21 protein-coding genes are annotated in these 24,720 nt (G+C 66.4%); 12 read left to right on the top strand and 9 right to left on the bottom strand.

Going from position 1 to position 24,720, the window contains the following annotated elements; all coding sequences use genetic code 11:
* Positions 1-180: 180 nt before the first annotated feature.
* Entirely contained in the window at positions 181-2,673 is a 2,493-nt protein-coding gene (locus F9929_RS01805) for a cation:proton antiporter (protein WP_152044809.1), read from the bottom strand.
* Positions 2,674-2,842: 169 nt separating this feature from the next.
* On the opposite strand from F9929_RS01805, the gene F9929_RS01800 reads away from it, so the two are divergent.
* Positions 2,843-4,057, top strand: a complete 1,215-nt coding sequence (locus F9929_RS01800; RefSeq protein ID WP_152044808.1) for an aminotransferase-like domain-containing protein — start codon at positions 2,843-2,845, stop codon at positions 4,055-4,057.
* 12 nt (positions 4,058-4,069) lie between these two features.
* On the opposite strand, the gene F9929_RS01795 is transcribed toward F9929_RS01800, so the two are convergent.
* The 6 genes from F9929_RS01795 to F9929_RS01770 form a co-directional block, all read right to left on the bottom strand.
* Positions 4,070-5,041: a nucleoside hydrolase gene (locus F9929_RS01795; protein WP_152044807.1), complete on the bottom strand. Its 972-nt coding sequence runs from the start codon at positions 5,039-5,041 to the stop codon at positions 4,070-4,072.
* Between the two features lie 63 nt (positions 5,042-5,104).
* Positions 5,105-6,145: a sulfate/molybdate ABC transporter ATP-binding protein gene (locus tag F9929_RS01790; RefSeq protein ID WP_152044806.1), complete on the bottom strand. Its 1,041-nt coding sequence runs from the start codon at positions 6,143-6,145 to the stop codon at positions 5,105-5,107.
* A gap of 12 nt (positions 6,146-6,157) precedes the next feature.
* Positions 6,158-7,054 (bottom strand): sulfate ABC transporter permease subunit CysW, encoded by an 897-nt coding sequence (cysW, locus tag F9929_RS01785; protein ID WP_152044805.1) that lies wholly within the window; start codon positions 7,052-7,054, stop codon positions 6,158-6,160.
* Positions 7,051-7,899, bottom strand: a complete 849-nt coding sequence (gene cysT / locus F9929_RS01780; RefSeq protein WP_152044804.1) for a sulfate ABC transporter permease subunit CysT — start codon at positions 7,897-7,899, stop codon at positions 7,051-7,053. Before cysT ends, cysW begins: the two co-directional genes overlap by 4 nt.
* 48 nt (positions 7,900-7,947) lie before the next feature.
* Entirely contained in the window at positions 7,948-8,964 is a 1,017-nt protein-coding gene (locus F9929_RS01775) for a sulfate ABC transporter substrate-binding protein (protein WP_152044803.1), read from the bottom strand.
* Between the two features lie 88 nt (positions 8,965-9,052).
* Complete coding sequence (locus tag F9929_RS01770) at positions 9,053-9,508, bottom strand: RrF2 family transcriptional regulator (RefSeq protein ID WP_152044802.1); 456 nt, start codon at positions 9,506-9,508, stop codon at positions 9,053-9,055.
* A 256-nt stretch (positions 9,509-9,764) separates the two neighbouring features.
* On the opposite strand from F9929_RS01770, the gene F9929_RS01765 reads away from it, so the two are divergent.
* Positions 9,765-10,139, top strand: a complete 375-nt coding sequence (locus F9929_RS01765; protein ID WP_152044801.1) for a DUF6481 family protein — start codon at positions 9,765-9,767, stop codon at positions 10,137-10,139.
* Between the two features lie 164 nt (positions 10,140-10,303).
* Here the strand turns inward: F9929_RS01765 and F9929_RS01760 are convergent, their stop codons facing one another.
* Positions 10,304-11,320: an LLM class flavin-dependent oxidoreductase gene (locus F9929_RS01760; protein WP_152044800.1), complete on the bottom strand. Its 1,017-nt coding sequence runs from the start codon at positions 11,318-11,320 to the stop codon at positions 10,304-10,306.
* Between the two features lie 424 nt (positions 11,321-11,744).
* On the opposite strand from F9929_RS01760, the gene F9929_RS01755 reads away from it, so the two are divergent.
* The 10 genes from F9929_RS01755 (at position 11,745) to F9929_RS01710 (ending at position 23,670) form a co-directional block, all read left to right on the top strand.
* A complete protein-coding gene (locus tag F9929_RS01755; protein WP_152044799.1) occupies positions 11,745-12,026 on the top strand; it encodes an STAS domain-containing protein in 282 nt (93 codons plus the stop codon).
* 30 nt (positions 12,027-12,056) lie between these two features.
* Positions 12,057-12,425: a response regulator gene (locus F9929_RS01750; protein ID WP_152044798.1), complete on the top strand. Its 369-nt coding sequence runs from the start codon at positions 12,057-12,059 to the stop codon at positions 12,423-12,425.
* Between the two features lie 2 nt (positions 12,426-12,427).
* Positions 12,428-14,422, top strand: a complete 1,995-nt coding sequence (locus F9929_RS01745) for a chemotaxis protein CheA (RefSeq protein WP_152044797.1) — start codon at positions 12,428-12,430, stop codon at positions 14,420-14,422.
* 11 nt (positions 14,423-14,433) lie between these two features.
* The gene (locus tag F9929_RS01740) at positions 14,434-14,922 is read left to right on the top strand and encodes a chemotaxis protein CheW (protein WP_152044796.1); all 489 of its coding nucleotides are present in this window, start codon (positions 14,434-14,436) and stop codon (positions 14,920-14,922) included.
* Positions 14,923-14,969: 47 nt separating this feature from the next.
* On the top strand, positions 14,970-17,147 hold the full coding sequence (locus F9929_RS01735) for a HAMP domain-containing methyl-accepting chemotaxis protein (RefSeq protein WP_193227569.1): 2,178 nt from the start codon (positions 14,970-14,972) through the stop codon (positions 17,145-17,147).
* A 107-nt stretch (positions 17,148-17,254) separates the two neighbouring features.
* Positions 17,255-19,348: a HAMP domain-containing methyl-accepting chemotaxis protein gene (locus F9929_RS01730; protein WP_152044794.1), complete on the top strand. Its 2,094-nt coding sequence runs from the start codon at positions 17,255-17,257 to the stop codon at positions 19,346-19,348.
* On the top strand, positions 19,345-19,866 hold the full coding sequence (locus F9929_RS01725) for a chemotaxis protein CheW (protein WP_235918946.1): 522 nt from the start codon (positions 19,345-19,347) through the stop codon (positions 19,864-19,866). The genes F9929_RS01730 and F9929_RS01725 overlap by 4 nt, the downstream gene beginning before the upstream one ends.
* Before the next feature lie 41 nt (positions 19,867-19,907).
* Positions 19,908-20,798, top strand: a complete 891-nt coding sequence (locus tag F9929_RS01720) for a CheR family methyltransferase (RefSeq protein WP_152044793.1) — start codon at positions 19,908-19,910, stop codon at positions 20,796-20,798.
* Positions 20,795-21,889: a protein-glutamate methylesterase/protein-glutamine glutaminase gene (locus tag F9929_RS01715; RefSeq protein WP_152044792.1), complete on the top strand. Its 1,095-nt coding sequence runs from the start codon at positions 20,795-20,797 to the stop codon at positions 21,887-21,889. Before F9929_RS01720 ends, F9929_RS01715 begins: the two co-directional genes overlap by 4 nt.
* Complete coding sequence (locus F9929_RS01710) at positions 21,886-23,670, top strand: hypothetical protein (protein ID WP_152044791.1); 1,785 nt, start codon at positions 21,886-21,888, stop codon at positions 23,668-23,670. Before F9929_RS01715 ends, F9929_RS01710 begins: the two co-directional genes overlap by 4 nt.
* A gap of 81 nt (positions 23,671-23,751) precedes the next feature.
* Here F9929_RS01710 and F9929_RS01705 read toward each other — a convergent pair whose 3' ends face one another.
* On the bottom strand, positions 23,752-24,660 hold the full coding sequence (locus F9929_RS01705) for a sugar phosphate isomerase/epimerase family protein (RefSeq protein ID WP_152044790.1): 909 nt from the start codon (positions 24,658-24,660) through the stop codon (positions 23,752-23,754).
* Positions 24,661-24,720 lie beyond the last annotated feature (60 nt).

Raw genomic sequence — 24,720 nt, 5'->3', positions numbered from 1 at the left:
AACGCAAAAGCCGCCGAATGCTGATCCGGCGGCTTCCTTGTCGTCCCCGACTTTCGTCTCGCCAGTACATCCGTGGTCGGACTGGATCGGGGACTGTCGCACCCGCGCGGCCTTTGCAGGCCGGGATGCGTTGAAAGCAATATGTGGCGCCCTTCCCTCCCCTGCAAGGGCTGACGCCAACTATTCGGCGGCGACCGTTTCGGACCGGGCGTTCTCGTCCAGCCGGCTTCGCCCGATCGCCTCGATGCTGTGGCGAAGGTCGGGATGGGCGGCGAGGAAGCGGTCGAAGTCGGCCTTGGAAAGGCGCAGCATCGTGGAATAGGCGATGGCGCGCACCGTCGCCTGCCGCCGGACGTCGAAGAGAAGCGCCAGTTCGCCGAAGAACTCGCCGCGCCCCAGCCGATGGACGCCGCGCCCCGTGTCGATTTCGACGGCACCGGACGAGATGAAATAGGCCTCCGTCCCCCGGTCGCCGCGATGAATGATCGGGAAGCCCGGCACCTCGAAACTCGGGCGCAGCAATCTGGCGAGACCGTCCTTGTCCTTTTTGCCGAGCGGATCGAAGAGCGAGCACTGGTCGATGAGCTTTCTCGGATCGATCCGAAGATCGAGATCGGGGCTGCGCATGGACCATCCGCCCCGGCGGTTCAGCCCTTTCAGCGCGTCGCGCTCGACCTCCTGGTTGATGAGGCCGGTGGCGCGCATCTCGCTGACCTCGGCGATCTCGAAGGCGTGAAGCGAGCGCTCCACGATCCATCGCTCCAGCTCGCGCACGTATTTGGGATATTGCAGCCGGACGGCGGCGATCTCGCGGTCTATCCGCGTTTGGCGCTCAGTGATGAGGTCGCCCGCCGCCTCGGCCGCTTCCGCGCCCAAGATCGGCTGGAGGCCGGTGCGGCAGAATTCCAGGAGATCGTTGAGGATCAGCGTGGTGTCCATCAGCTTCTGGAAACGCGCGGACAAGCGGCGGGCGAGCGGACGGCTGAGGCCGAAGCGCCGCTGGAGCGAGACCGCGACGCTGTCGAGCCAGATGAACTCGACCTCGTCGGCGGTCATCTCGCGATAGCCTTCCGCCCCCGACGCGCGAACCGCGTCGAGACGCCGCCTGCCGTCGGACACAAGCCAGCGGGCGATCGCCGGGGATACCGTGCCGCGCGCGAAATGCGACAGGATGAGGTCGCGCTCATGCGCCGTCACGGAGATCAACGCCAGGGTCAGGCGCTCGGAGGCTCCGAGCCCTTCGGTTTCGCGCTCCCTTTTTTCCTCCGACACGGGAAGCGAGGAGGTCTCAGGGCGCTCGCCGCTTTTTTCGGCCAGATGCGCGACGAGTTCCGTCTTCAGCGCCGAAACGCGCATCGCCGTGGCATCCAGCGCGAAGTCGCGGACCGCCCGGTCGATGCCGGTAAGTTCGGTGAGGCCGAGGCGCTGGATGACCCAGCGCAGCGTCGTGCCCTGCACGAAAAGCGTCAGCAGCGTATAGCCGGTGGCGAGCGTCGCGACAAAGGCGGCGACATTGCCGGGGATCGCCGGGTTTTCCGTCACGGCCAACGCCAGCGCCAGGGTCATGGAACCGCGAAGCCCGCCCCACAGCGTCACGAAGCGGAAGGGCGCGGTGAGCGGCGGCGTCAGATCGAGGCGCGATAAAAGCGGAAACAGGCCGTAGAGGATCACCGCGCGGGCGCCAAGCGCCGCGACGAATAGAATGGCGAGCAGGCCGAAATCTGCCCATTGCGCCCCCGCGACGAGTTTCGGCACCAGAAGCGCCGTCATGAAGAAGATCAAGACCGCCGACCACGCGGCGAGCTGCTCCCAGATATCCTGCAGGTAGCGCCAGATTTCCGGCGTCATGCGGCCGGGCGCGAGCGAGGCAAGCGTGACGCCTGCCACCACGAGGGCGATGATGCCCGACACGTGGAATTCGTGCTCGGCCGCCCAGAAGGAGATGAACGGCACCATCAAAGATAAGGACACGGCGGCGAGCCGGTCGTTCGGCACGAAGCGCAGAAGGAACAGGAGCGTCCAGGCGAGAAGGAAACCGACCGCCGCGCCCCCGAGCGGCATCACAGCCAGGGACAACAGCGCCTGCGACATGCGAAAGCCGTCCGGGGCGACCAGCGCGCCGGTGAAGATCAGGAACAGCGAGATCGCCGCCGCATCGTTGAAAAGGCTTTCCCCTTCCACGAGGCGCGTCAGGCGCTCGGGCGCGCCGACATCCTTGAAGATGCCGATCACGGCCACCGGATCGGTGGTGGCGACGAGCGAAGCGAGGATCAGGCAGGCGAGGAGCGGCAGGCCGGTGAAGGGCGTCAGCGCATAGGCGACGCCAAAGGTCGCGACCACCACCGCGACGAGCGCCAGGATCAGGATCGGCAGCAGATCCTCGCGCACACGGTGGATGTCCACCTGCAGCGCGCTCTGGAAGATCAGCGTCGGCAGGAAGACATACAGGAAAAGCGAGGAGCCGATGGGCAGCGAGGTCATCGCCTTGGCAAATTCCACCGGCACCACGGCGCCCGGATGAACCAGTGAATAATGGCTGGCGAAGCCGATCACGAGGCCGGCGAAGGCCAGCACCACCGAGGAGGGGATACGCAGCCACGCGGCGACCGGCTGCGCCAGTGCCCCAAGCGCCAGGATCGCCACGAAAAGGATAACGGCATCGGAAAGCGCCATGACGACTCGCTGCCGGGAACGTGATAGAATCGTTGATAGAAAGCTTGTTGCCGGCACGCAATATCGATGGCGATGCCGACCTGCTCTCACGCAGCCGAAGCCCGATAATTAGGTCAGCACTGTTGACCTATCTTGCCCGGCATGGCATCCACCCGGTCGGAGGATTTCCATGACCCTGACCGAACTCTTCGCCACCCGTTCCGACCGCATGCGCGCATCGGAAATCCGCGAGCTTCTGAAGCTTCTGGACCAGCCCGACATCATCTCCTTCGCGGGCGGCATCCCGGACCCGGCCCTTTTTCCGCGCGAGGAGTTCCAGGCGGCCTATGCCGACGTCCTTGGCGGCAAGGAGGCCTCGGCGGCCCTGCAATATCAGGTGAGCGAGGGCTACCTTCCCTTGCGCCGCTGGCTCGCGACTGAGATGGGCAAGCTCGGCGTGTCCTGCGACGAGGGCAACATCTTCATCACGTCGGGCTCGCAGCAGGGGCTCGATTATCTCGGCAAGCTGTTTCTGTCGCCGGGCGACACGGCGCTGGTGACATGGCCGACCTATCTCGGCGCGCTTCAGGCCTTCAACGCCTACGAGCCGCGCTACGACCGTCTGTCGCCCGCTGGGGGCAACATGACGCCCGCCGCCTTCGCGGACGCGGCGGCGGCCAACGGCGGCAAGGCGAAGTTCGCCTATCTCGTGCCCGACTTCGCCAATCCGACGGGCGAAACCATGGCGAAGGAGCAGCGGCTGTCGGCGCTGGATCTGGCGCAAGAACTCGGCGCCGTGGTGATCGAGGACGCCGCTTATCGGGCGCTGCGCTACGAGGGCGAGCCCGTCGCGCCGATCCTCGCGCTCGATTGCGAGCGCTCAGGGGGCATCGAGAATGCCCGCACGATCTATTGCGGCAGCTTCTCCAAGATCCTGGCGCCGGGCCTTCGCGTCGGCTGGATCTGCGCGCCGCGCGCGATCGTGGACAAGCTCGTCCTCATCAAGCAGGCCTCCGACCTCCACAGCCCGTCGATCAACCAGATCGTCATCCACCGCGTGGCGAGCCAAGCTTACGACGCGCAGATCGAGAAGCTGATCGCCGCCTATGGCGCCCGGCGGAACGCGCTGCTCGGCGCCTTGGAGGCGACGATGCCGGCCGGCATCCATTGGAGCCGGCCGGAAGGCGGCATGTTCGCCTGGCTGACGCTGCCCGAAGGCGTCGACACGACGGCCCTTCTCGCCGATGCGGTGCGCGACGCGCGCGTCGCCTTCGTGCCGGGCTCGGCCTTCTTCGCCGATGGCTCCGGCACCAACACCCTCCGCCTGTCCTTCACGCTGGCGGACAGGCGCGCGGTGGAAGAAGGCATCCCGCGTCTCGCCGCGCAGATCGCGCAGCGTCTTTAAGGCGCGCGAAAGTCAGCGGGTGGAGAGTTCCACCATCCGCTGCTTATAGAGCGCGAGGAAGGCGGTCGCATCGACGCCCGTCGCGATGAGGTGCGAGCGGCGGTTCTCCCAGCCCTCGACCTCGTGCTTGCGCGTGTCCGGGCGCTGCACGGTGAGGCCGCGCACGAAATCGTCCAGAACCACGCGAATGGCCCCTGCCCTGGTCGAGACGAGTTCGGGCGCCGTCAGATAAGCGGCGGCCAGCGAGTCGTGCGCGAAGATGCCGTCGACGCCCATGACGGAATGATAGAAGCCGGCATAGGACCGCGTGATGTCCCAGACGAACTGCCCGACCGCGCCGGATGCATCGCGCAGATCGGCCAGGTAGGCGTTCGACATGAGCGTTTCCATGGTCGCGTCGAGCCCGATGGCGACGAGCGGCCAATCGGCGGCGAAAACCATGTCGGCCGCTTCCGGATCGTTCCAGATATTGGCCTCGGCGGAGGGCGAAACGTTGCCGAGATGGCCGTTATAGCCGAAGGCCCCGCCCATGATCACAACCTCTTTCACGAGGCTGGCGAAACCTGCGTCCTCGCGTAGCGCGAGCGCCAGATTGGTCATCGGCCCGACTGCGAGGATCGTCACCTCGCCAGGATTCGCCCGAACCGTGTCGATGATGAAGCGATGGGCGGGGCGCGGATCGATGCGGGCATCACCGGGTTCCGGCAGTTCGATATCGCCGAGCCCGTTCTGGCCGTGAATGGCCGGATCGGTTTCCACCGAGCCGCCGCGGATGGACCCGGCCGCGCCCTTGGCGACGGGCGCGTGGAAGCCGAAACGCTCTTTCAGGAAAAGCGCGTTGCGCGTCGTCGTCTCAACCGTCGCATTGCCCCAGACCGTGGTGAGCCCCAGAAGCTCCACCGCCGGGTCGGCCAGAAGGAACAGGAGCGCGGTGGCGTCGTCGACGCCCGGATCGGTGTCGAAGATGACCTTGCGTGTCGTCATGGCGGCGCTCCCGGAGAAGTTTTGCCGCCGCGATAGCACGTGGGCCGCGGTCCCGCGAGGCCGTCAGGCGGCGGGAAAGAGCTTCCAGCGCTTGGGCCGCACATGCACGGTGCCCGACAGATGCACGGCATCCTCGGCGGCTAGTTCGATCTCGACGCGGGTCTTCGCCGCGCCGGCCTCGATCTCGATCATGCGAACCGGCCCGGCGCGACGCACCACGCTGACCTCGCCGGAAATCGCCCCTTCCGCGCTTTCCACGAACTGGAGATCGTGGGGCCGCGCGAACAACCGCGCTTCGCCGTTCGGCGTGCCGCTGGCGTCGATATCAAGCGGGCGGCCGTCGAAAAGGACCCTGCCCTCCGAAACCGTCACGGGAACGGCCGAAGACTCGCCGATGAAGGAAAAGACGAAGGGGGTCGCCGGCCGGTCGTAGATGTCGTCGGCGCTCCCGACCTGCTCGATGCGGCCCTGGCTCATCACCACGACGCGGTCGGCGAGTTCCAGGGCTTCTTCCTGGTCGTGGGTCACGAAGACGGTGGTGTGGCCGGTCTCGTCGTGAAGCTCGCGCAGCCAGCGGCGAAGGTCCTTCCTCACCTTGGCGTCGAGCGCGCCGAAGGGTTCGTCCAGAAGCAGCACGCGCGGCTCGATGGCGAGCGCCCGGGCGAGCGCGACGCGCTGGCGCTGGCCGCCCGAAAGTTGCCGGGGAAAGCGCTTCTCCAGCCCCGGAAGCTGGATGAGCTCCAGAAGCTCGGACGCGCGGCGGCGGATTTCGGCCGCAGGCGGCCGCGTCGCTTTCGGGCGGACCGACAGGCCGAAACCGATATTGTCGGCGATCGTCATATGCTTGAACAGCGCATAGTGCTGGAACACGAAACCGACATTGCGCTCCTGCACGCTTTTGGCCGACGCGTCTTCCGGGCCGAAGAAGATCTGGCCGCTCGTCGGGAACTCCAACCCGGCGATGAGGCGCAGAAGCGTCGTCTTGCCCGAGCCCGACGGCCCGAGCAGCGCGATCAACTCGCCGGAACGGATGTCCAGCGAAACATCGTGCAGCGCCGGATAGCGGTCGAATTCCTTGCGGATATTGCGAACGGAAATGTCCATCGGATCAGCTCGTCAATGTCCGGGCTGCGACAACGACATCTCGTCCGCATAGCGCCATTCGAGGAAGGTCTTGAGGCTCAGCGTCACGAGGGCGAGGAGCGCCAGGAGCGAGGCCACGGCGAAAGCCGCCGAGACCGGGAATTCGTTGGACAGGATCTCGACCTGAAGCGGCATGGTGTTGGTTTCGCCGCGGATGCGGCCCGAAATCACGGCCACCGCGCCGAATTCTCCCATCGCCCGCGCGTTGCAAAGCAGAACGCCGTAAAGGAGCCCCCATTTCACGTTCGGCAGGGTGACGCGCCAAAAGGTCTGCCAGCCGTTGGCGCCGAGCGAAACGGCCGCTTCCTCGTCGCCCGTGCCCTGCTCCTGCATCAGCGGGATCAGCTCGCGCGCGACAAAAGGAAAGGTCACGAAGATCGTCGCCAGCGCGATGCCCGGCAGCGCGAAGACGATGGTGATGTTGTGCGCCTGAAGCCATGGGCCGAAAGTACCCTGCGCCCCGAACAAAAGGACGTAGATCAGGCCCGCGATCACCGGCGACACGGAGAACGGCAGGTCGATCAGGGTGATGAGGAGGCTTTTGCCCTTGAACTCGAACTTGGCGATCGCCCAGGCGGCGGCGATGCCGAACACGAGGTTGGACGGCACGGAGATCGCCGCGACGATCAGCGTCATGTGGATCGCCGACACGGTGTCGGGCTCGGTGATCGCTTCCCAATAGCCGTCGACGCCGTTCAGGAAGGCTTCGTAGAAAACGGAAACGAGGGGGAGCCCAAGAAACAGCGCCAGGAACAGGAGGCTGACAAGGAGAAGAAGCCCACGCACGAACGGCGTTTCCGTCGTCACCGGGCGCGGAGGCCGCCGTTTCGCAGGGCTGCCCGCCGCGTCGAAGCTCGGCTCGACCGTCATGCGCCGAACCTCCGCCGGCTCCAAGCCTGAACGAGATTGACCACGAGCAGCATGGCGAAGGACACGAGAAGCATTAGGGTCGCGATGGCCGTCGCGGCGGCGTAGTTGAACTCTTCCAGGCGGAACACGATCAAGAGCGGCACGATCTCGGAGCGATAGGGCTGGTTGCCCGCGATGAAGATGACCGAACCGTATTCGCCGATGGAGCGCGCGAAGGCGAGCGCGTAGCCGGTGAGGATCGGGGGCAGGAGCGAGGGCAGAATCACGCGCGTCACCGTCTGGAACCGGTTCGCGCCGAGCGTCGCGGAGGCTTCCTCGTATTCGCGGTCGATCTCCTCGACCACCGGCTGCACGGTGCGCACCACGAAGGGCAGGCTGATGAAGGTCAGCGCCACCACGACGCCGAGCGGCGTATAGGCGATCTGGTAGCCCAGCGGCGCCAGAAACTGGCCGACCCAGCCGTTGCGTCCGTAAAGGGTGGCGAGCGTCAGGCCGGCGACCGCCGTCGGCAGAGCGAAGGGCAGGTCGATGGCGGCATCCACCAGCCGGCGGCCGGGAAAGCGGTAGCGCACCAGCACCCAGGCGAGCAGCACGCCGAACACGACGTTGATCGTCGCGGCCGCGAACGACGCGCCGAAGGTCAGCCGCATGGCCGCCACGAAGCGCGCGTCGAAGGCGATCGCCCAAAACTCAGACCACCCGATGCCGGACGCGCGCAGGAGCAGCCCTGCGAGCGGGATCAGCACGAGAAGGCCGAGATAGGTCAGCGTAAAGCCGAACGCCAATCCGAAACCCGGAATGACGCTCGGCTGCCGAAAGACGGCGCGCCCGGCAAGGTTCGCCATCAGGTCTTCATCGATGAGAGCATGGAGTGCCGAAGCTTATCTAAAGGGTCAGTTCTTCGGCTTGTATAGCTGATCGAAGATGCCGCCGTCGCCGAAATGCTGCGGCTGGACCTTCGCCCATCCACCGAATTGCGCGTCGTCGATGGAAACGAGTTCGAGTTTGGGGAAGCGGGCGATATCTTCGGGCGCCGCCGATTCCGGCTTGAACGGGCGATAGAAGTGCTTGGCCGCGATGGCCTGGCCTTCCGGCGAGTAGAGATATTGAAGGTAAGCCTCGGCCACCTTGCGGGTGCCCTTGGCATCGACATTCTTGTCGACCACGGCGACCGGCGGTTCGGCGACGATGGAGAGCGAGGGCACCACGATGTCGAACTGGTCGGACCCGAGCTCCTCCAGCGTCAGGAAGGCCTCGTTCTCCCAGGCGAGAAGCACGTCGCCGATGCCGCGCTGCGCGAAGGTGGTGGTGGAGCCGCGCGCGCCGGAATCCAGAACCGGCACATGGGCGAAGAGGTCGGCGACATAGGCCTTGGTCTTGGCTTCGTCGTTGCCGTACTGCTTGTTCGCCCAGGCCCAGGCGGCCAGATAGTTCCAGCGCGCCCCGCCCGACGTCTTCGGGTTCGGCGTGATGACCTCGACGCCGTCCTTGACGAGATCGCCCCAGTCCTTGACGCCCTTCGGATTGCCCTTGCGGACCAGGAACACGATGGTCGAGGTGTAGGGAGCGGAATTGTTTTCGAGCTTGCCGCGCCAGTTGGCGTCGATCTTGCCGGTCTTCTGGACGATGGCGTCGATATCGGCCTGGAGCGCCAGCGTCACCACGTCGGCGTCGAGACCGTCGATCACGGAGCGGGCCTGCGCGCCCGAGCCGCCATGCGACTGGCGGATGGACACGCCCTCCCCACCTTCCTTTTCCCAATGCTTGGCGAAGGCGGCGTTGTAGTCCTTGTAGAGTTCGCGCGTCGGATCATAGGACACGTTGAGGATCGTCTGGTCGGCCATGGCCGGCGCGACAAGCGCAACGGCCAGCGCGGCGGCGGCGGCGAGACGACGAAGCGTTCCGGTCATGTGCTTCTCCCAAATATCGACAAATCCAGTAGTGATTAAGTCGCAGGCGATCGGCGTGCTTGTCAAGCGGGGATGCGGCGCGACCGGCTCAGGCCGCATCCGCATCGAAGGCGGACAGCGTCTTCCAGGCCGCCTCCGTGCCGCCCGCATCGGCGATAGTGGTGCGGTCGAGGATGTCGCGGGCGGAATTGGCGACCCGGGCGAACACGCGCCGGATCTCGCAGCCCCCTTCGTCCGGGCAATCGGCGCAGCGCTGATAAGCCGAGCGGCTGAGGCAGGGAAGCGGGGCGATCGGCCCATCCATCAGGCGCAGAACCTCGCCGAAGGTGATGGTGTCGGCAGGGCGCTCCAGCACGTAGCCGCCGGCCTTGCCGCGCCGGCTGGCGACCAGTCCTTCGCGCTTCAGGTCGAGAAGGATCTGTTCCAGGAATTTGCGCGGGATGGACTGGCGCCGGGCGATCTCGCCCACCGACAGGGACTGCCCCTTTTCCTGCGCGAGGAGAAGAAGGGAACGGAGCGCGTATCTGCAACGTTGGGAAATCATGCTTCGAACGGAGCGATCCGCGCTTCTAATTTCTACCTAACGGGTCGTGTTTAGCAGGTTTGTTCGCGGCATGTCACCGATTTTTCGCATAAAGCGATCCGTTCACGATGACGAACGAACCGGGTTGATTTTCGAAACCGATGGCGATAAGCGAAAAACCGCCTCGGCCGTTGCGTCGTGCGTTGTTTCGCGCGCCCTCAAGACCTAAGTAACCGTCGAGACCGACTAGCTGACCTCATAGCGATCAAGGCACGCGTTGAAGACCCCCAAGGATACCGATTTCAACGAGCGCAAGAAGGCTGCGCTCGACGCCAAGAAGGCGTTGCTCGAAAAGTTCAAGGTCAAGCCCGACGAGAACGATCCGGCCGTGCAGGCTCGAATCGCCGAGCGTCAGGCACGGGCCGAGGCTAAGCGTGCCCGCGAGGAGGCCAAGCGCCTCGAAGCAGAGCGCATCCGGCAGGAAGAAGAGGCTCGTCGCGCCGCCGAGGCCGAGCGCAAGCGCTTGGAAGAAGAAGAAGCGCGCCGGATCGAGGAAGAGCGTCAGGCCCAGCTCGCCAAGGACCCGATCGCCCGCATGATCGCCGAACAGGCGGCGCTGATGGGCTCGCGCAAGCGCGGCGGCCGTCGCTAGGAATTTCCCGCGAAGCCATCATCGGCTTCGGTGATTCGACAGAACCCTCCCTTCCCAGGCGGATCGGAGGGTTTTGCATTTTGAAGGACCCGTCTGCCCTTGTCTCTAAGAACACGGCGCCGGGTTCGACGCCGTGAAACGCTTCATCTCTCGGAGGCCTTCCCTCACCGCCAACCGAGCGCCGGCGCCACATGGCGCAGGATGGCTTCGATGAGATGGGCGTTGTAGGCGACGCCGAGCTGGTTCGGAACGGTCAGAAGCAAGGTGTCGGCTTCGGCGATGGCTTCGTCGCCGCGCAACTCCTCCACGAGCCGGTCGGGCTCGGCCGCGTAGGAACGGCCGAACACGGCGCGCATGTTGTCGATGACGCCGATCTGATCGCTGTCCTTGCCCCGCCCGAAGAAGGCGCGATCCTGGTCGTCCATGAGCGCGAAGATCGAGCGCGACACCGAAACGCGAGGGCTGCGCGTGTGGCCCGCATCTTTCCAGGCCTCGCGATAAAGCCGGATCTGCCGGGCCTGCTGCACGTGGAAGGGCTCGCCGGACTCGTCCTCCTTCAAGGTCGAGCTTTGCAGGTTCATGCCCTGCTTGGCGGCCCAGACCGCCGTGGCGTTGGAGGCCGAGCCCCACCAGATGCGATCGCGCAAGCCTTCCGAATGGGGCTCGATGCGTAAAAGGCCGGGCGGGTTGGGAAACATCGGACGGGGATTGGGCTCGGCAAAACCCCGTCCCGCCAGGACGCCCATCAGCACTTCGGCGTGCCGACGGCCCATGTCGGCATCGCTTTCGCCTTCGGCCGGCTCGTAGCCGAAATAGCGCCAGCCATCCACCACCTGCTCGGGCGAGCCACGGCTGAGCCCTAGTTGAAGCCGCCCGCCGGAAATGAGGTCGGCCGCGCCCGCATCTTCCGCCATGTAGAGCGGGTTTTCGTAGCGCATGTCGATGACGCCGGTGCCGATCTCGATCCGGCTCGTTCGCGCGCCCACCGCCGCCAGGAGCGGAAAGGGCGAAGCGAGCTGCCGGGCGAAATGATGGACGCGGAAATAAGCGCCGTCCGCGCCGAGTTCCTCGGCCGCGACGGCGAGGTCGATGGACTGAAGCAGGGTGTCGCCGGCCGACCGCGTTTGCGAACCCTGCGAGGGCGACCAATGTCCAAAGGACAGAAAACCGATCTTCTTCATGCGATGTCCTTCATGGCGTCGACGGGGACGCAACAGCCGGCCGATCCAACGGCCCGTGCGATCGAGGCGTCGGTAAAGACGCCGCGCGACGGGCCGAGGAGTCCCGAACCCATTTCGGACGAAAGGGTAGGTTCGCGGCCGAATCGCCACAATGCCATCGGCAGGCGAAGCAGAGTTCGATGATTGCGAACGATCGCCAACGCTGGCTCGCGCTACAACCTTTGCGGGACGCGCGGGCTGCCGGCGAACGACATCGGTCAGGTCGGACAGGCTCCCTTGGGTGGCCCGAAGTCTCCGATCGAGCGTTCCGGCGAAATTTCCAGATAATTCGAACGATTAGCCGGCGGAACCATAGCTTGGAACATGATTCATTAAGGCCTCGAGGGCACCCTGCATTCACTGAACATCATCTCGGGTCCTTCCCTTGTCCGACTCTGTCATCATGGAGCCGGCTTGCTCGCTTGGGCAAGCCGATCTCCTTCGCGACCGCCTTTCCGGCACTCTGGCGGATTGTACCGGCGACGAACTGACCATCGATCTGTCGCCGGTCGTGGAGGCCGATGTGAGCCTCGTTCAGGTGCTGGTCTCCGCAGCCAGAACCGCCGCGGCCAGGAACATCGCACTCAGATTCCGATCGAGCGATTACGTCAACGACCTTTTCGCCAGATCCGGCCTGCCGTCCTGGCTCGCCGACCCCCGCATCTAGATTCCACCACAGACGGAACAGACCAACGCCATGGGCAAACCCGTTCTTTGCGTCGATGACTCGGCGAGCGTTCGACAGATGGTGTCCTTCACGCTGGAAGCGGCGGGCTATGCGCCGACAACGGCCGTGGACGGGATGGACGCCTTATCGAAGCTCCAGTCGGCGCGCTTTTCCCTCATCATCACCGATCTCAACATGCCCAATCTCGATGGCATCGGCATGATCCAGCGCATCCGTCAGATGCCCGGCCATGCGGGCGTGCCGATCGTCATGCTGACCACCGAATCGGACGAGGCCAAGAAGGCGGCGGGCAAGGCGGCCGGCGCCACGGGCTGGATCGTCAAGCCCTTCGACCAGACCCGGCTCGTGTCCGTGGTCAACAAGCTGATCGGGGCCTGAGAATGAACGCCGGAAACGCCGTCGAAGTCTTCCTGAACGAAGCGCGCGACCTTCTGGAACAACTGGAAGCGGCGCTTCTGGATCTCGAGGCGCGGCCGGACGATGCCGAGCTGATCAACACGACCTTCCGGGCGCTCCATACCCTGAAGGGCTCGGGCGGCATGTTCGGGCCGCCAGACATGGCCGCCTTCGCCCACCGGCTGGAAGACGCCTTCGAGACCGTGCGGCGCGGCGAAACGGCGTTGACGCCGGCGCTGGTCGGCCTGCTTTTGGCCTCCGCCGATCACATCCGCCGTCTCCTGTTCGAACCGGGCGGCGACCATGCGGCCAGAAGCGCCGAACTGGTGGAGGCTCTCGGCCGCGAAGTCGGACAGGCGGTCGCCCAGCCGACCTCCAGCACGAACGCTTTGGCCGCACCCGTCTCCAAACCCGCCGGGCTTTTCCGCGTCACGCTCCGCCTTCCCGCCAACGCCCTTTTGTTCGGCACCAATCCGCTCGCGCTTCTGGACGAACTGCGGGCGCTCGGGCCCGCTGAGGTCGAGGCGCTGACGGACGCCGTTCCCGATCTCGCGACCCTGGTGCCGACCGAACTGCGCCTCGGCTGGCGGATCACCTTAACGCCGGCCGGCGGACGGGAGGCCATCGAGGACGTCTTCATCTTCGTGGACGAGCCGGGCGCCGTCCTCATCGAGGAACTGGACGGCGCTTCGGACGCAGACGCCTCCGATCTTCCGCCTGCCGCCGCGACGCCCGACCAAGCCGTACCGGTTGGCAAGCCCGAGACCAAATCTCAGCCCGCAGCGTCTTCGAGCGCCTCGTCCACGCCCGAGTCGAGCGTGCGCGTGTCGGCCGGCCGGCTCGATACGCTTCTCGATCAGGTCGGCGAGCTCGTGATCGCACAGGCGAGGCTGTCGGCGCTCGCTCATGCCCGGCGCGATCCCGTTCTCACCGCCGTGGTGGAAGAGATCGAGCGCCTGGCGGCCGACCTTCGCGATTCGGCGATGGACATGCGCATGTTGCCGATCGACTCGCTCTTCAGCCGCTACCGGCGCGTCGTGCGCGACCTGTCCTCCGATCTCGGCAAGGAGATCGACCTCGTTCTGACGGGCGAGGACACCGAACTCGACAAGACCGTTCTCGACCGCCTCGGCGACCCCCTCGTCCACATCATCCGCAACTCGATCGACCACGGCATCGAGGCCCCCGACAAGCGTCTCGCTTCCGGCAAGTCGCAACGCGGTTCCTTGCGCCTGTCGGCCCGTCAGGCCGGCACCGAGGTCCTGATCACCATCGAGGACGACGGCGCGGGGCTGAACCGGGCGCGCATCCTGGAAAAAGCGCGGGCCGCCGGCATCGTGGCCGAGGGCGTGACGCCGTCCGATCGCGAGGTGGACGAACTGATCTTCCATCCGGGCCTGTCCACGGCCGCTTCCGTTTCCAACCTGTCGGGACGCGGCGTCGGAATGGATGTCGTCCGGCGCACCATCGGCGAGCTGCACGGCACCATCGAGATCGCGACGGAGCCGGGTCGCGGCACGCGGTTCACCCTTCGCCTTCCCCTGACGCTCGCCATCATCGACGGACTTCTGGTGCGGATCGGCGACACGAAATGCATCCTGCCGCTGGCCAGCATCGAGGAATGCGTCGAACTCGCCTCCATCGCGACGCGCGCCTCCACCGGCCGCAACTTCGTGGACATCCGCAACACCCTGGTGCCGATCCTGGAAATGGACCGCATCTTCGGAACGGCGGGCGGACAAGGCAGCATCGTCGTGGTGACCGCGACTGAGAACGGCAAGGTCGGCGCCCTGGTGGATCAGGTGATCGGCCAGCACCAAACGGTGATCAAGCCGTTGTCGCCGCTCCATCGCGCCATTCCGGGGCTTGCCGGCGCGACCATCCTCGGCGACGGCTCGGTCGCGCTGATCCTCGACATCAACCCGCTCGCACGCCAGACCGGCGTCGCGTCCCGGCCGGCTCTGCCGGTCGCCGCCTGAGAAGCCGCGCCATGACGTCCCTCCCTCTCCCAAGCGACGCTTCTTCGACCGACGGCGATTATCTCACGATCTCCATCGACGACGATCTCTTCGCGCTGAAGGTCGATCTCGTTCACGAGGTTCTCGACCCGCCGCCCGTGACGCTCGTGCCGAACGCCCCGGCCTTCGCGCCCGGCCTCGTCAACGTGCGCGGCAACATCCTGCCGCTCGTCGACATGCGGCGGCGTCTCGGTCTCGAGCCGAAGGCCGATACCGAGCATTCGCGCGTCATCGTCTCGAAGGCGGGATCGGGCCAGGACGATTTCCTCGTCGGCATCAAGGCCGACGCGGTGCACGAGGTTCTGGCGATCGCTTCCTCCGAGATCGAGGCTCTGCCCGAAAACAGCACCCGTTGGCCCGCCGGCCTCCTGTCCGGCGTCGTCAGGCATAACGGCCGCTTCGTGATCCTTCTCGAACTCGAACGCATCCTGCGGACCGACGATCCCGCACCGCTGCACTGACGCCTTTTCCAGCTTCCGCCTATTCCATTCGGAACAATCCCATGCGCATGACCATCAAGACAAAGCTGCTGGGCTCCTTCGGGGCCGTCCTCGCGCTTCTCGGCACGGCCGGATATTTCGGCATCGCGAGCCTTTCGCAAAGCAACGGCATGATGGCGGATTTCGCCGCGCGCCCCTTCGTGCAGGTCGCGGCCGCCAAGGAAAGTCAGACGGCGATGCAGGTGATCCGCCGCAGCCTGATGGCGACGCTCTTCACTTCCGACCCGGTTCTGCTGGCCCCCTTGAAGGCCGGCTATGACGATGCCTGGAAGCAGATCGACGCCAATACCGAGCGGATGAGGGCGAGCGCCGACGACGCGAGCCGGGCGGCGATAGCCGAACTTCCCGCGATGCTGGCCGATCTGAGGACGATTTCGGACGACACCTTCGCGGCCGGCGCCAATGCCGATGCGAGCCTTGCCGAAACTGCGCTGGTCACAAGCCGGGTTCCCGCGGGGCAGTTCCAGAAGAGCATCGACGCTTTGGCCGGACAGTTCGCGACCGAGCCCGGCGAGAACGCCCTGAAGGCCCGACTCGCGATGGACCAGATCAGCACCTGGTCCTCCAATGCCAAGGTCGCGACCCTGGCGGCGATCTCCTATTCACAGGACGCCGACATCGTAGCGGCCAGCAACGAGCTGAACGCGATCAACGAGCGCATCGGAGCCAAGCTCGGCGAACTCGCCGCGCTTGGGCTCCGCTTCGCCGGCCCGGCGGAACAGTTGCGGAGCGAGTGGAGCGCCCTCTTCTCGGCGCTTCGCCCGAAGGCCGACCTCGGCGTCGCCAACTGGACCGCCAAGGCCACCGACCTCCTCACCAACCGCCAGAACCCGATGGCCGACAAGGTCTCGGCCAAGCTCGATGAGCTCGGCGGGCTCGCGAACCGCGCCGCCGAGGGCTTCGTGGCCGACGCCAACCGCAGCTACGAGACGACGCGCAACATGCTGATCGCCCTCGTTATCGGCGCCATCGCCATGGGGATCGCCGCCGCCCTCTGGATGTCTCTGTCGATTTCGCGCGGCCTCAACCGTTCGGTGAAGCTCGCCGAGGATATCGGCGCCGGCGACCTGACGCAGACCGTCGATGCCAGGGGCCATGACGAAATCGGCGATCTCCAGCGCGCCATGAACACGATGACGGTTCGCCTGCGCGAGATCGTCGGCGATGTCGTCACCTCGGCCGAACAGGTCGCAGCGGGCTCGCAGCAGTCGGCGGCGACCGCCGAGCAACTCGGCCAGGGCGCGGCGGAACAGGCCGCCACCACCGAACAGCTTGGGCAGGGCGCGTCCGAGCAGGCGGCGGCCACGGAACAGGCCTCCTCGGCGATGGAGGAAATGGCCGCGAACATCCGCCAGAACGCGGAAAACGCCACCACCACGGAGAAGATCGCCGGCCAAGCCTCGCTCAACGCCGAGAAGAGCGGCCGGGCGGTGGCGAACTCCGTGGACGCCATGCGCACCATCGCCGACAAGATCCGCATCGTGCAGGAAATCGCCCGCCAGACCGATCTTCTGGCCTTGAACGCGGCGATCGAGGCGGCGCGCGCCGGCCAGCACGGCAAGGGCTTTGCCGTCGTCGCCTCGGAAGTCAGGAAGCTCGCCGAGCGCTCGCAAACGGCGGCAACGGAGATCGGCGAGCTTTCCACCTCGACGCTCCAGATCTCCGAGGAAGCGGGCCGGATGCTGGAACAGCTCGTGCCCGATATCCAGCGCACCTCGGAGCTGGTGGGTGAAATCTCGGCCGCCTGCCGCGAGCAGAATGCCGGCGCCGAGCAGATCAACCAGGCGATCCAGCAGCTCGACCAGGTGACGCAGCAGACCAACGCTTCCGTGCAGCAGCTCGATCAGGTGACGCAGCAGAATGCTTCGGCCGCCAACGAGATGGCCGCTACCGCCGAGCAACTGTCGGCCGAGGCCGGGCGCCTGCGGGATCGCGTCGCCTTCTTCCGCACCGGCGAGGAAACGGCGCTCCGTGCCACCCCGCCCCGTCGCGCCGCCGCGCCGGAGCGGGACGTGCACTCGCTCCAGGCTCGGGTCGGTGGCTTCGCCGCCACTCGCCCGGTCGTCTCGGCGAAGACCGCCCCGAAGAAGCTCGCCACCGCGCCCAAGCCCGCAGCCAAGGGCGGCTTCGCCCTGGATCTCGGCAACGACGACGCCGACGGCGGCTTCGAGAAGATGAGCGCCTGACGGACTGGAATACCCTCTGAACCCATCCCGGTTTCGCGGCAAGGACGCGGAACCGGCATCCCTTCCACGAGACCGGTTTCCCGGCAAAGGACGAGAAGCGTGAACCCATGCGTCTAACCATCAAGACCAAGCTGATAGGCTCGTTTGGAGCCGTTCTCGCCCTTCTCGGCACCGCCGGCTATCTCGGCATCTCGAGCCTTGGTCAGAGCAACGCCGATATGGAGGCCTTCGCCGCGCGGCCCTTCGCGCAGGTTCAGGCCGTCCAGACCGTCGACGGCGAAGTGATGAACGTCCGGCGCGGCATCCTGCGGGCTCTGGCCGCAAACAGCGACGCCGCGCGGGCCCCGCTCAAGGCCGACTACGATGCCTCCTGGACGCTGATCGACGAGTCGGTCTCAAACCTTCTGCGCAGCATGACGCCGGACGAGCAGCGCGACATCGCCGATCTCAAGCCGATGATCGACAACTTCCGGACAATGACCGACAAAGCTTTCGCGATGGCCTCGATGGCCGATACCGAACTGGCCGACAAGGCCTTGAACGCCACGGAAGCTCCCTTCGCCCAGTTGCTGAAGGAGATCAACGAACTCGACGATATCCAGTCCAGCCCTGCGACGAACGAGATCCTCGGTGACGCGGTCGCGTCGCTCGGCAGCAACGCCTATGCCGCGCGGCTGGCCATGGTTTCCGCCGTGGATCTCGGCGAACCGGCGAAGATCGGCGCGGCGAGCGACAGCCTGAACGGCGCCGACCAATCGTTCCGCGCAACGTTGGAAACGCTGCGCAAGACGCCTGGCGCGCCACTGGACCTTATCGCGCGGCTCGAAGGCGACTGGACGGCGCTCTTCAAGACGCTCCGCGGTTTCACCGACATCGCCGTCGAGAACGCCACCGCCGAGGCCTCGAACTACATCTATACCGTGCTGGCGCCCGAATCGGGCAAGGTTTCCACCCGGCTGGACGCGCTGAAGGACCGGGCGAACGGGACTGCGAACGGCTTCCTCGCCCAAACGCAGGCGAACTACGCCTCCGCCCGCAACATGCTGATCGCGATCGTCGTCGGCGCCATCGCCATGGGGCTCGCCGCCGCGCTCTGGATGTCCTTGTCGATTTCGCGCGGCCTCAACCGTTCGGTGAAGCTCGCCGAGGATATCGGCGCCGGCGACCTGACGCAGACCGTCGATGCCAAAACCCGCGACGAGATCGGCGATCTCCAGCGTGCCATGAACACGATGACGCTGCGCTTGCGCGAGATCGTCGGCGACGTCGCCAATTCCTCTTCGCAGGTGGCGTCCGGCTCGCAGCAGTCCTCCGCCACCGCCGAGCAGCTCAGCCAGGGCTCGACCGAGCAGGCGGCCGCGACGGAACAGGCCTCCTCCGCCATGGAGGAGATGGCCGCCAACATCCGCCAGAACTCCGAGAACGCCACCACCACGGAGAAGATCGCCGGACAGGCCTCGCTTAACGCCGACAAGAGCGGCCGGGCGGTGGCCAATTCCGTGGAAGCGATGCGCACCATCGCCGACAAGATCCGCATCGTGCAGGAGATCGCCCGTCAAACCGACCTCCTCGCGCTCAACGCCGCGATCGAGGCGGCGCGCGCCGGCCAGCACGGTAAGGGCTTTGCCGTCGTCGCCTCGGAAGTCAGGAAGCTCGCGGAGCGCTCGCAGACCGCCGCCGCCGAGATCGGCGAGCTGTCTTCCTCGACGCTTCAGATCTCCGAGGAAGCCGGCCGGATGCTGGAACAGCTCGTGCCGGACATCCAGCGCACGGCCGAACTCGTCAGCGAGATCTCGGCCGCCTGCCGCGAACAGAATGCCGGCGCCGAACAGATCAATCAGGCGATCCAGCAGCTCGACCAGGTGACGCAGCAGAACGCCTCGGCCGCCAACGAGATGTCGGCCACCGCCGAACAGCTTTCGGCCGAAGCTGGGCGCTTGAACGAACGCGCCGCTTATTTCCGCCTCGACGCTTCCCCGGCCACCGTCATGTCGACGCCTGCCGCCGCATCGAAAGGGGTCCACGCGTTGCAGGCACGGGTCGACCGCTTCGCCGCCTCCCGCCCGGTCGCCAAGAAGCAGCCGGCACTGAAGCGCCCCGCTGCCCCCGCCCCCGCCCCCGCCCCCGCGAAGGACGGCTTCGACTTCGACCTTTCCGCCAAGGACGCGAGCAATGGCGGCTTCGAAAGGATGAGCGCTTGAGCCTCGGATCACCCCTCCCCTCCTCCGGCGAGCTTACGCCGGAGGAAAACGGCACGCAGGAGGTCCTGACCTTCCGTCTGGGAAAACAGGCCTTCGGCATCCGCGTTCTTCATGTGCGCGAAGTGCTCGACCACAAGCCCATCGCCCCGCTCGCCAACGCGCCCGAAACGCTTCTGGGCATGATCGACGTGCGCGGCATCGGCGTTCCGGTGGTGGACTTGAAGCACAAGCTGCGCATGTCCGTCGGCCGGGCCGGCGAGCCGACCACCGACAGCCGCATCGTGGTGCTGGAATTCGACGAGGCCGAAGGCCGGCGGACGCTGGCGGTGATCGCCGACGCCGTGTTCGAGGTCGCCGACATCGACGAGACCGGGATCGAGGACGCGCCGCGTTTCGGCGAAAGCTGGAACAGCGACTTCATGACCGGCATCGGACGACGCGACGGGGACTTCCTGACCCTTCTCGACATCCCGCGCCTTTTCGCTCCGGACGCGGTTTCGGATCGCCCGGCGGCCTGACCGGCCGCCACCCTTCTCGTCAATGCCAGCGAACGGACGCGATGACTCTCGCTCCCACCTCCGCGATCCACCCGAACCGTCCCGTTCACCCGGTGCCCGCCGCATCCGGCGCTATCCTGGACGCGGACAGCCTCAGAACGCTCATCGAGATCGTTCGGGAAACCTGCGGCATCACCATGTCGGCGGCCAAGCGCACGATGCTGGAAACGCGGCTGCGCCGGCGTCTGGCGGCCAACGGCCTCGACGACTTCGCCAGCTATGTGCGCTTGCTACGCACGCCCGGCGGCAGAGCCGACGAGTTGCAGGCCTTCACCGACTGCGTGGTGACGAACCAGACCTCGTTCTTTCGCGAGGCCCCGCATTTCGACCACCTGACGGGCGCTGAGCTTCGTCGCCTCGCCGAAGCTTCCGACCGATCGCTGAACATCTGGTCGGCGGCCGCGTCGAGCGGTCAGGAAGCCTACAGCCTCGCGATGATCGCGGACGCCGCGTCCGAAGGCGGCAGGCTCTTCGACTGGTCGGTGTTGGCAACCGACATTTCCGTTCGAATGCTGGAAGCGGTGCGCGAGGGGATCTACAGCGAAGAGGACATCCAGCCGGTCCCCACGACGCTTCGCCAGCAATATCTGCGGCCGTTGAAAGGCGGGCGGGCCGAGGTCTGCCGGCCGCTTCGCCAGCGCGTGCGGATCGGGCAGATCAATTTGATGCACGAGCGCTACATGCCCGGCCGGGTGATGGACATCATCTTCTGCCGCAACGTTCTCATCTATTTCGATCCCCAGACCCAGGTCGAGGTGGTGGAGAAGCTTTGCCGGCATCTGCGGCCGGGCGGCCTTCTGGTTCTCGGGCACTCGGAAGCCCTGCGCACCAAGCACCTGCCGTTGAAGCTCCTTCGCAGCAACATCCACGAGCGCGTCGAGGCCCCGCTATGAAGCCCCTGCGCGTTCTGATCGTGGACGACTCGGCGAGCGTTCGCACCATCCTGTCGGACATCGTGTCCCAGGAGCCCGACCTCGAAGTCATGGGCACCGCGTCCAACCCCTTCTTCGCCGCCGAGCGGATGCGAGAGGAACTGCCGGACGTCATCATCTGCGACATCGAGATGCCGCGCATGGACGGCATCACCTTCGTCACCAAGCTGATGAGCCAGCGGCCGATCCCGGTGGTGATCTGCTCGTCGCTGGCCGAAGCCGGCTCCAAGATGGCCCTCCAGGCGCTGGAAGCGGGCGCGGTGGAGATCATCACCAAGCCGCGCGTCGGCACGCCCCAGTTCCTGACCGAAGCGAAGACACGCATCTGCGACGCGGTGCGCGCGGCTTCCAAGGCCCGCCTCGCGCCGCGCGCCGCCAAGCCGCTGGAAGGACAGGCCAAGCTCACCGCCGACGCCGTGCTGCCCCCCGCGCCCGGCCGACCCATCGAGCGCACCACCGACAAGGTGGTGGCGATCGGCGCGTCCACCGGGGGCACCGAGGCCCTGCGCGTTCTCCTCGAAGCGCTTCCCGCCGATGCGCCGGGCACCGTGATCGTGCAGCACATGCCGGCGGGCTTCACCACGGCCTTCGCGCGCCGTCTCGACGGCTTGTGCCGCATCGAGGTGCGCGAAGCCGAAACCGGCGACCGCGTCGTGCCGGGCCTCGCGCTGATCGCGCCCGGCAACCGGCATCTCCTGCTTCAGCGCTCGGGCGCGCAGTATCGCGTGGAAGTGCGCGACGGGCCGCTCGTCGCCCGGCACCGCCCGTCGGTGGATGTCCTGTTCCGCTCCGCCGCGAGGGCCGCGGGCGCGAACGCGCTTGGGCTCATCATGACCGGCATGGGCGACGACGGCGCCAAGGGCCTTCTGGAACTGCGCCAGGCCGGGGCGCGAACGCTCGGCCAGGACGAAGGAACTTGCGTCGTCTACGGCATGCCCAAGGAAGCGATGAAGATCGGCGCCGTGGAAACCGAACTCCCCCTCCCCCTTCTGGCGGGGGAAGTGATGCGCTTCGCCAACGATCATTCCGCACGAACGGGAACCGCCAAATGATCGGAGCCACCTTGTCTTCACGAGCTCCGTCCGCCCAAGCGCCGTGCCATTCGCCGGGCGGACACGACGTTCTTCGCCTCGCCAATGCCATCACCGCCTGGATCGAAGCCGATGAGGCGGTGTTTCTCGATGCCGGAAGCCGGCTTCGCAGCGTTCACGGGCGTTTGGCGCGGGTGCGCGACGGCATCGGCCGCTCCACCGAGCTTCTGTCGGCCGACCGGATGGCATCGATGCGCGAGGATCTCGCCCGCGCCGCCGGCGATGCCGGACGGATCGAGACGCTGTCGGGGGAGCGCGCCGATGCGCTTGCGGGCTTGCGAACCGCGATCGCCGATGCGGCGGTCGGCGCCAAGGCGCTGCGCGGCGTCTTCAAGACGCTGGACTATGTCGCGCTGATCGCCCGCGTGCAGGTGGAGCGGATGCGCTCGCGCCACGAGGAACTCGTGCCCTTCGCCATGCATGTCGACGAACTCGTGGATTCCGGCGAAAAGGTCGTGCGCGTCATCGATCAGCGCATGGAAGCTTTGTGCGGGCAGCTCGATGGGAGCCGCACGGTCGAGGACCGGCGGAGCGACGAGGCGACCGGACCCGCGCTGATCGACGGCTTCATGCAGCTCGTGACGCTGATCGAATCGCAGCAGCGCGAAGCCGGCCGCCAGCGCGAAGACGCCGGGCGGTCCTTCACCGCCCTGTGGCAGGCCATCGCGCAGGTCGTGATGGGTCTTCAAGCGCATGACATGGTGCGCCAGCGCTTCGAGCATACCGCGCGAAATCTCGCGATCTTCGCCGACCTCGCCGCCGACGGCACGCTCGGCGACGGCGGCGAACCGCTCGCCCCGCACCTGCGCCCGGCCGCCCGGCGTCGCATCGTTCTTCTGGAAATCGCGCAGATCGAGGATCTTTCGGAGGTCTACAACGAAAGAACAACCAAGATCCGCGCCGATCTCGGCAGCATCGCCACTGAGCTCGGCGGATGCACGGCGCTGCTCGGGAGGCTGATGCCGGAGCGCAGCGGACAGGGCGGGCTCGGACAGCTCGACGCCGAGGCCAGCCGCCTGCGCGAAGGCTTCCATGGCGGCCGCGAGGCTCGCGAGAAAACGACCGAGAGCGTCGAGCGAAGTGTCGTCGCCACCCAATCCCTGATCGAACTGACGAACCGCCTCGTGGAACTCGAATACGAGCTTCGCCTGGCCGGCTTCAACGCCGCCGTGCGTGCCGCCCATGTGGATGGCGGCGACGAAACGATCAGCTATGTCGCGGGCGTCATCCGCGAACAGGCCTCCAAGGCGCGGGACATGGCCGAGCAGGTGCGCAACGGCATCGAAAGCGCCGCGTCGGTGACGGAAAGCCTTTCGCAGCGCATCCTGCCGACCCTCGGAAACGCGGAATCTTCCGTGGAAACCGCGCTGACTTCGGCGGCCACGCTCTTGTCCGATGCGGAAGCTTCCTGCCGCACAGCGCTGGCCGAAAGCACGGAGGCCGCGCAGGGTCTCGGGCCGGAAGTCGAGGACGTGCATCATCTGATGAGCGCGTCGGAGGACGGCGGCGCGATGATGCAGGCGCTCGGGGCGGCGCTCGCCGCCTGTCTTGCGGAGCTTGCCGCCGAAGACCTGCCGGAAGACGACGCGGCCCGGCTCGACCGCGTCCTGACCGCTTCCTACACGATGGAGGAAGAGCGGGCGGTGCATGCCAGATGCTTCGGGCTGGCGCCGGTTTCCGCCATCCCCGCCCCCTCCCCCGCGCCGGCGGGGGACGACGATTTCGACGACATCCTGTTCTGAACATCGCTCAAGGCGAAAGCGGTCGGTTGAAAGGAACGGGCAACGGCGCGGCAACGCTTCGAACCGTCGCCCGGACCTCCTTCAACCGCGGCCCAAGGGCAGGCGGCTGCGCTCGCGCGCTTGCCGTTCGGCTTCCTCAGCCGCCTTCAACTGCGCCTTAGTATACATCAGAGCGTGGGACGCGAGGTCCTCCCCGTCCTCCCAGAGGTTGCGCCAGATGCCGAGGATGCCCTCCAGTGGCTGGCCGACGACGCGCGAGGAAAAGCTCTCGAAAGTGATCGGCCCCCGATACTTCGCCCGCACCAGGGCGCGGAACACGGCGGTGAGGTCGATCGAGCCGGAGCCGAGATAACCGCGATGGGAATCGCCGGTGTGGAAGTAGCCGAGATGCTCCCCGGTATCCACGATCGCGCTGGCGATGTCCGATTCCTCGATGTTCATGTGGTAGACGTCGAGATGCACCTTCACGTTGGGAGCGCCGACGAGTTTGGCCATCTCCACGCCCTGCGCGGCCGTGTTGCAGATGTTGGTCTCGTAGCGGTTGACGACTTCCAGAACGAGCGTGATGTCGCTTTGGGCGGCCATCTCGGCAACCGCCCGTAGGGTCTCGGCCGATTCCTCGATGCCGCGCGCGGTCGGCTGCGTCGTGTATTTCCCAAAGGCCGAATAAAGGATGCCGCCGATGATCGAGCCGCCGCAATCGCGGCAGGTGCGAACGGCGTTCTCCAGCTTGGCCTTGCCCCGCGCCCGTTTTTCCGGATCGCCCGACGAGATGTCCTCGTCGAAGTCGAGGCCGAGCGAGAAGTTGATGCCGAGCCCCGCCTGTTCCAGCCGGCGGCGGGTGTAGTCCGCGTCGATCACGGACGGGTCGAGCGCGGCGGCCTCGATGAAATCGTAGCCGACCGCCGCCGAGCGATCGATTGCGCGCGCCGCCTCGTCCTGGCTCCAGCCCTTTTCCCAGACGAAGGCGTGCACTCCGAGCTTGTTCATGATGTCCTCCCATCGTTCGAAGATCGAAACCTTCGCGATTGCGAAGGAATGCTGCACCGC

The organism is Aureimonas psammosilenae (genome assembly GCF_009176975.1).
GTDB lineage: Bacteria > Pseudomonadota > Alphaproteobacteria > Rhizobiales > Rhizobiaceae > Plantimonas > Plantimonas psammosilenae.
This window is presented reverse-complemented; position numbering and strand designations above follow the sequence as displayed.

Coding starts and splice junctions, on each gene's coding strand:
- F9929_RS01805 (WP_152044809.1), bottom strand. CDS start 2,673: ATGGCGCTTTCCGATGCCGTTATCCTTTTCGTGGCGATCCTGGCGCTT.
- F9929_RS01800 (WP_152044808.1), top strand. CDS start 2,843: ATGACCCTGACCGAACTCTTCGCCACCCGTTCCGACCGCATGCGCGCA.
- F9929_RS01795 (WP_152044807.1), bottom strand. CDS start 5,041: ATGACGACACGCAAGGTCATCTTCGACACCGATCCGGGCGTCGACGAC.
- F9929_RS01790 (WP_152044806.1), bottom strand. CDS start 6,145: ATGGACATTTCCGTTCGCAATATCCGCAAGGAATTCGACCGCTATCCG.
- cysW (WP_152044805.1), bottom strand. CDS start 7,054: ATGACGGTCGAGCCGAGCTTCGACGCGGCGGGCAGCCCTGCGAAACGG.
- cysT (WP_152044804.1), bottom strand. CDS start 7,899: ATGGCGAACCTTGCCGGGCGCGCCGTCTTTCGGCAGCCGAGCGTCATT.
- F9929_RS01775 (WP_152044803.1), bottom strand. CDS start 8,964: ATGACCGGAACGCTTCGTCGTCTCGCCGCCGCCGCCGCGCTGGCCGTT.
- F9929_RS01770 (WP_152044802.1), bottom strand. CDS start 9,508: ATGATTTCCCAACGTTGCAGATACGCGCTCCGTTCCCTTCTTCTCCTC.
- F9929_RS01760 (WP_152044800.1), bottom strand. CDS start 11,320: ATGAAGAAGATCGGTTTTCTGTCCTTTGGACATTGGTCGCCCTCGCAG.
- F9929_RS01750 (WP_152044798.1), top strand. CDS start 12,057: ATGGGCAAACCCGTTCTTTGCGTCGATGACTCGGCGAGCGTTCGACAG.
- F9929_RS01745 (WP_152044797.1), top strand. CDS start 12,428: ATGAACGCCGGAAACGCCGTCGAAGTCTTCCTGAACGAAGCGCGCGAC.
- F9929_RS01740 (WP_152044796.1), top strand. CDS start 14,434: ATGACGTCCCTCCCTCTCCCAAGCGACGCTTCTTCGACCGACGGCGAT.
- F9929_RS01735 (WP_193227569.1), top strand. CDS start 14,970: ATGACCATCAAGACAAAGCTGCTGGGCTCCTTCGGGGCCGTCCTCGCG.
- F9929_RS01730 (WP_152044794.1), top strand. CDS start 17,255: ATGCGTCTAACCATCAAGACCAAGCTGATAGGCTCGTTTGGAGCCGTT.
- F9929_RS01720 (WP_152044793.1), top strand. CDS start 19,908: ATGACTCTCGCTCCCACCTCCGCGATCCACCCGAACCGTCCCGTTCAC.
- F9929_RS01715 (WP_152044792.1), top strand. CDS start 20,795: ATGAAGCCCCTGCGCGTTCTGATCGTGGACGACTCGGCGAGCGTTCGC.
- F9929_RS01710 (WP_152044791.1), top strand. CDS start 21,886: ATGATCGGAGCCACCTTGTCTTCACGAGCTCCGTCCGCCCAAGCGCCG.
- F9929_RS01705 (WP_152044790.1), bottom strand. CDS start 24,660: ATGAACAAGCTCGGAGTGCACGCCTTCGTCTGGGAAAAGGGCTGGAGC.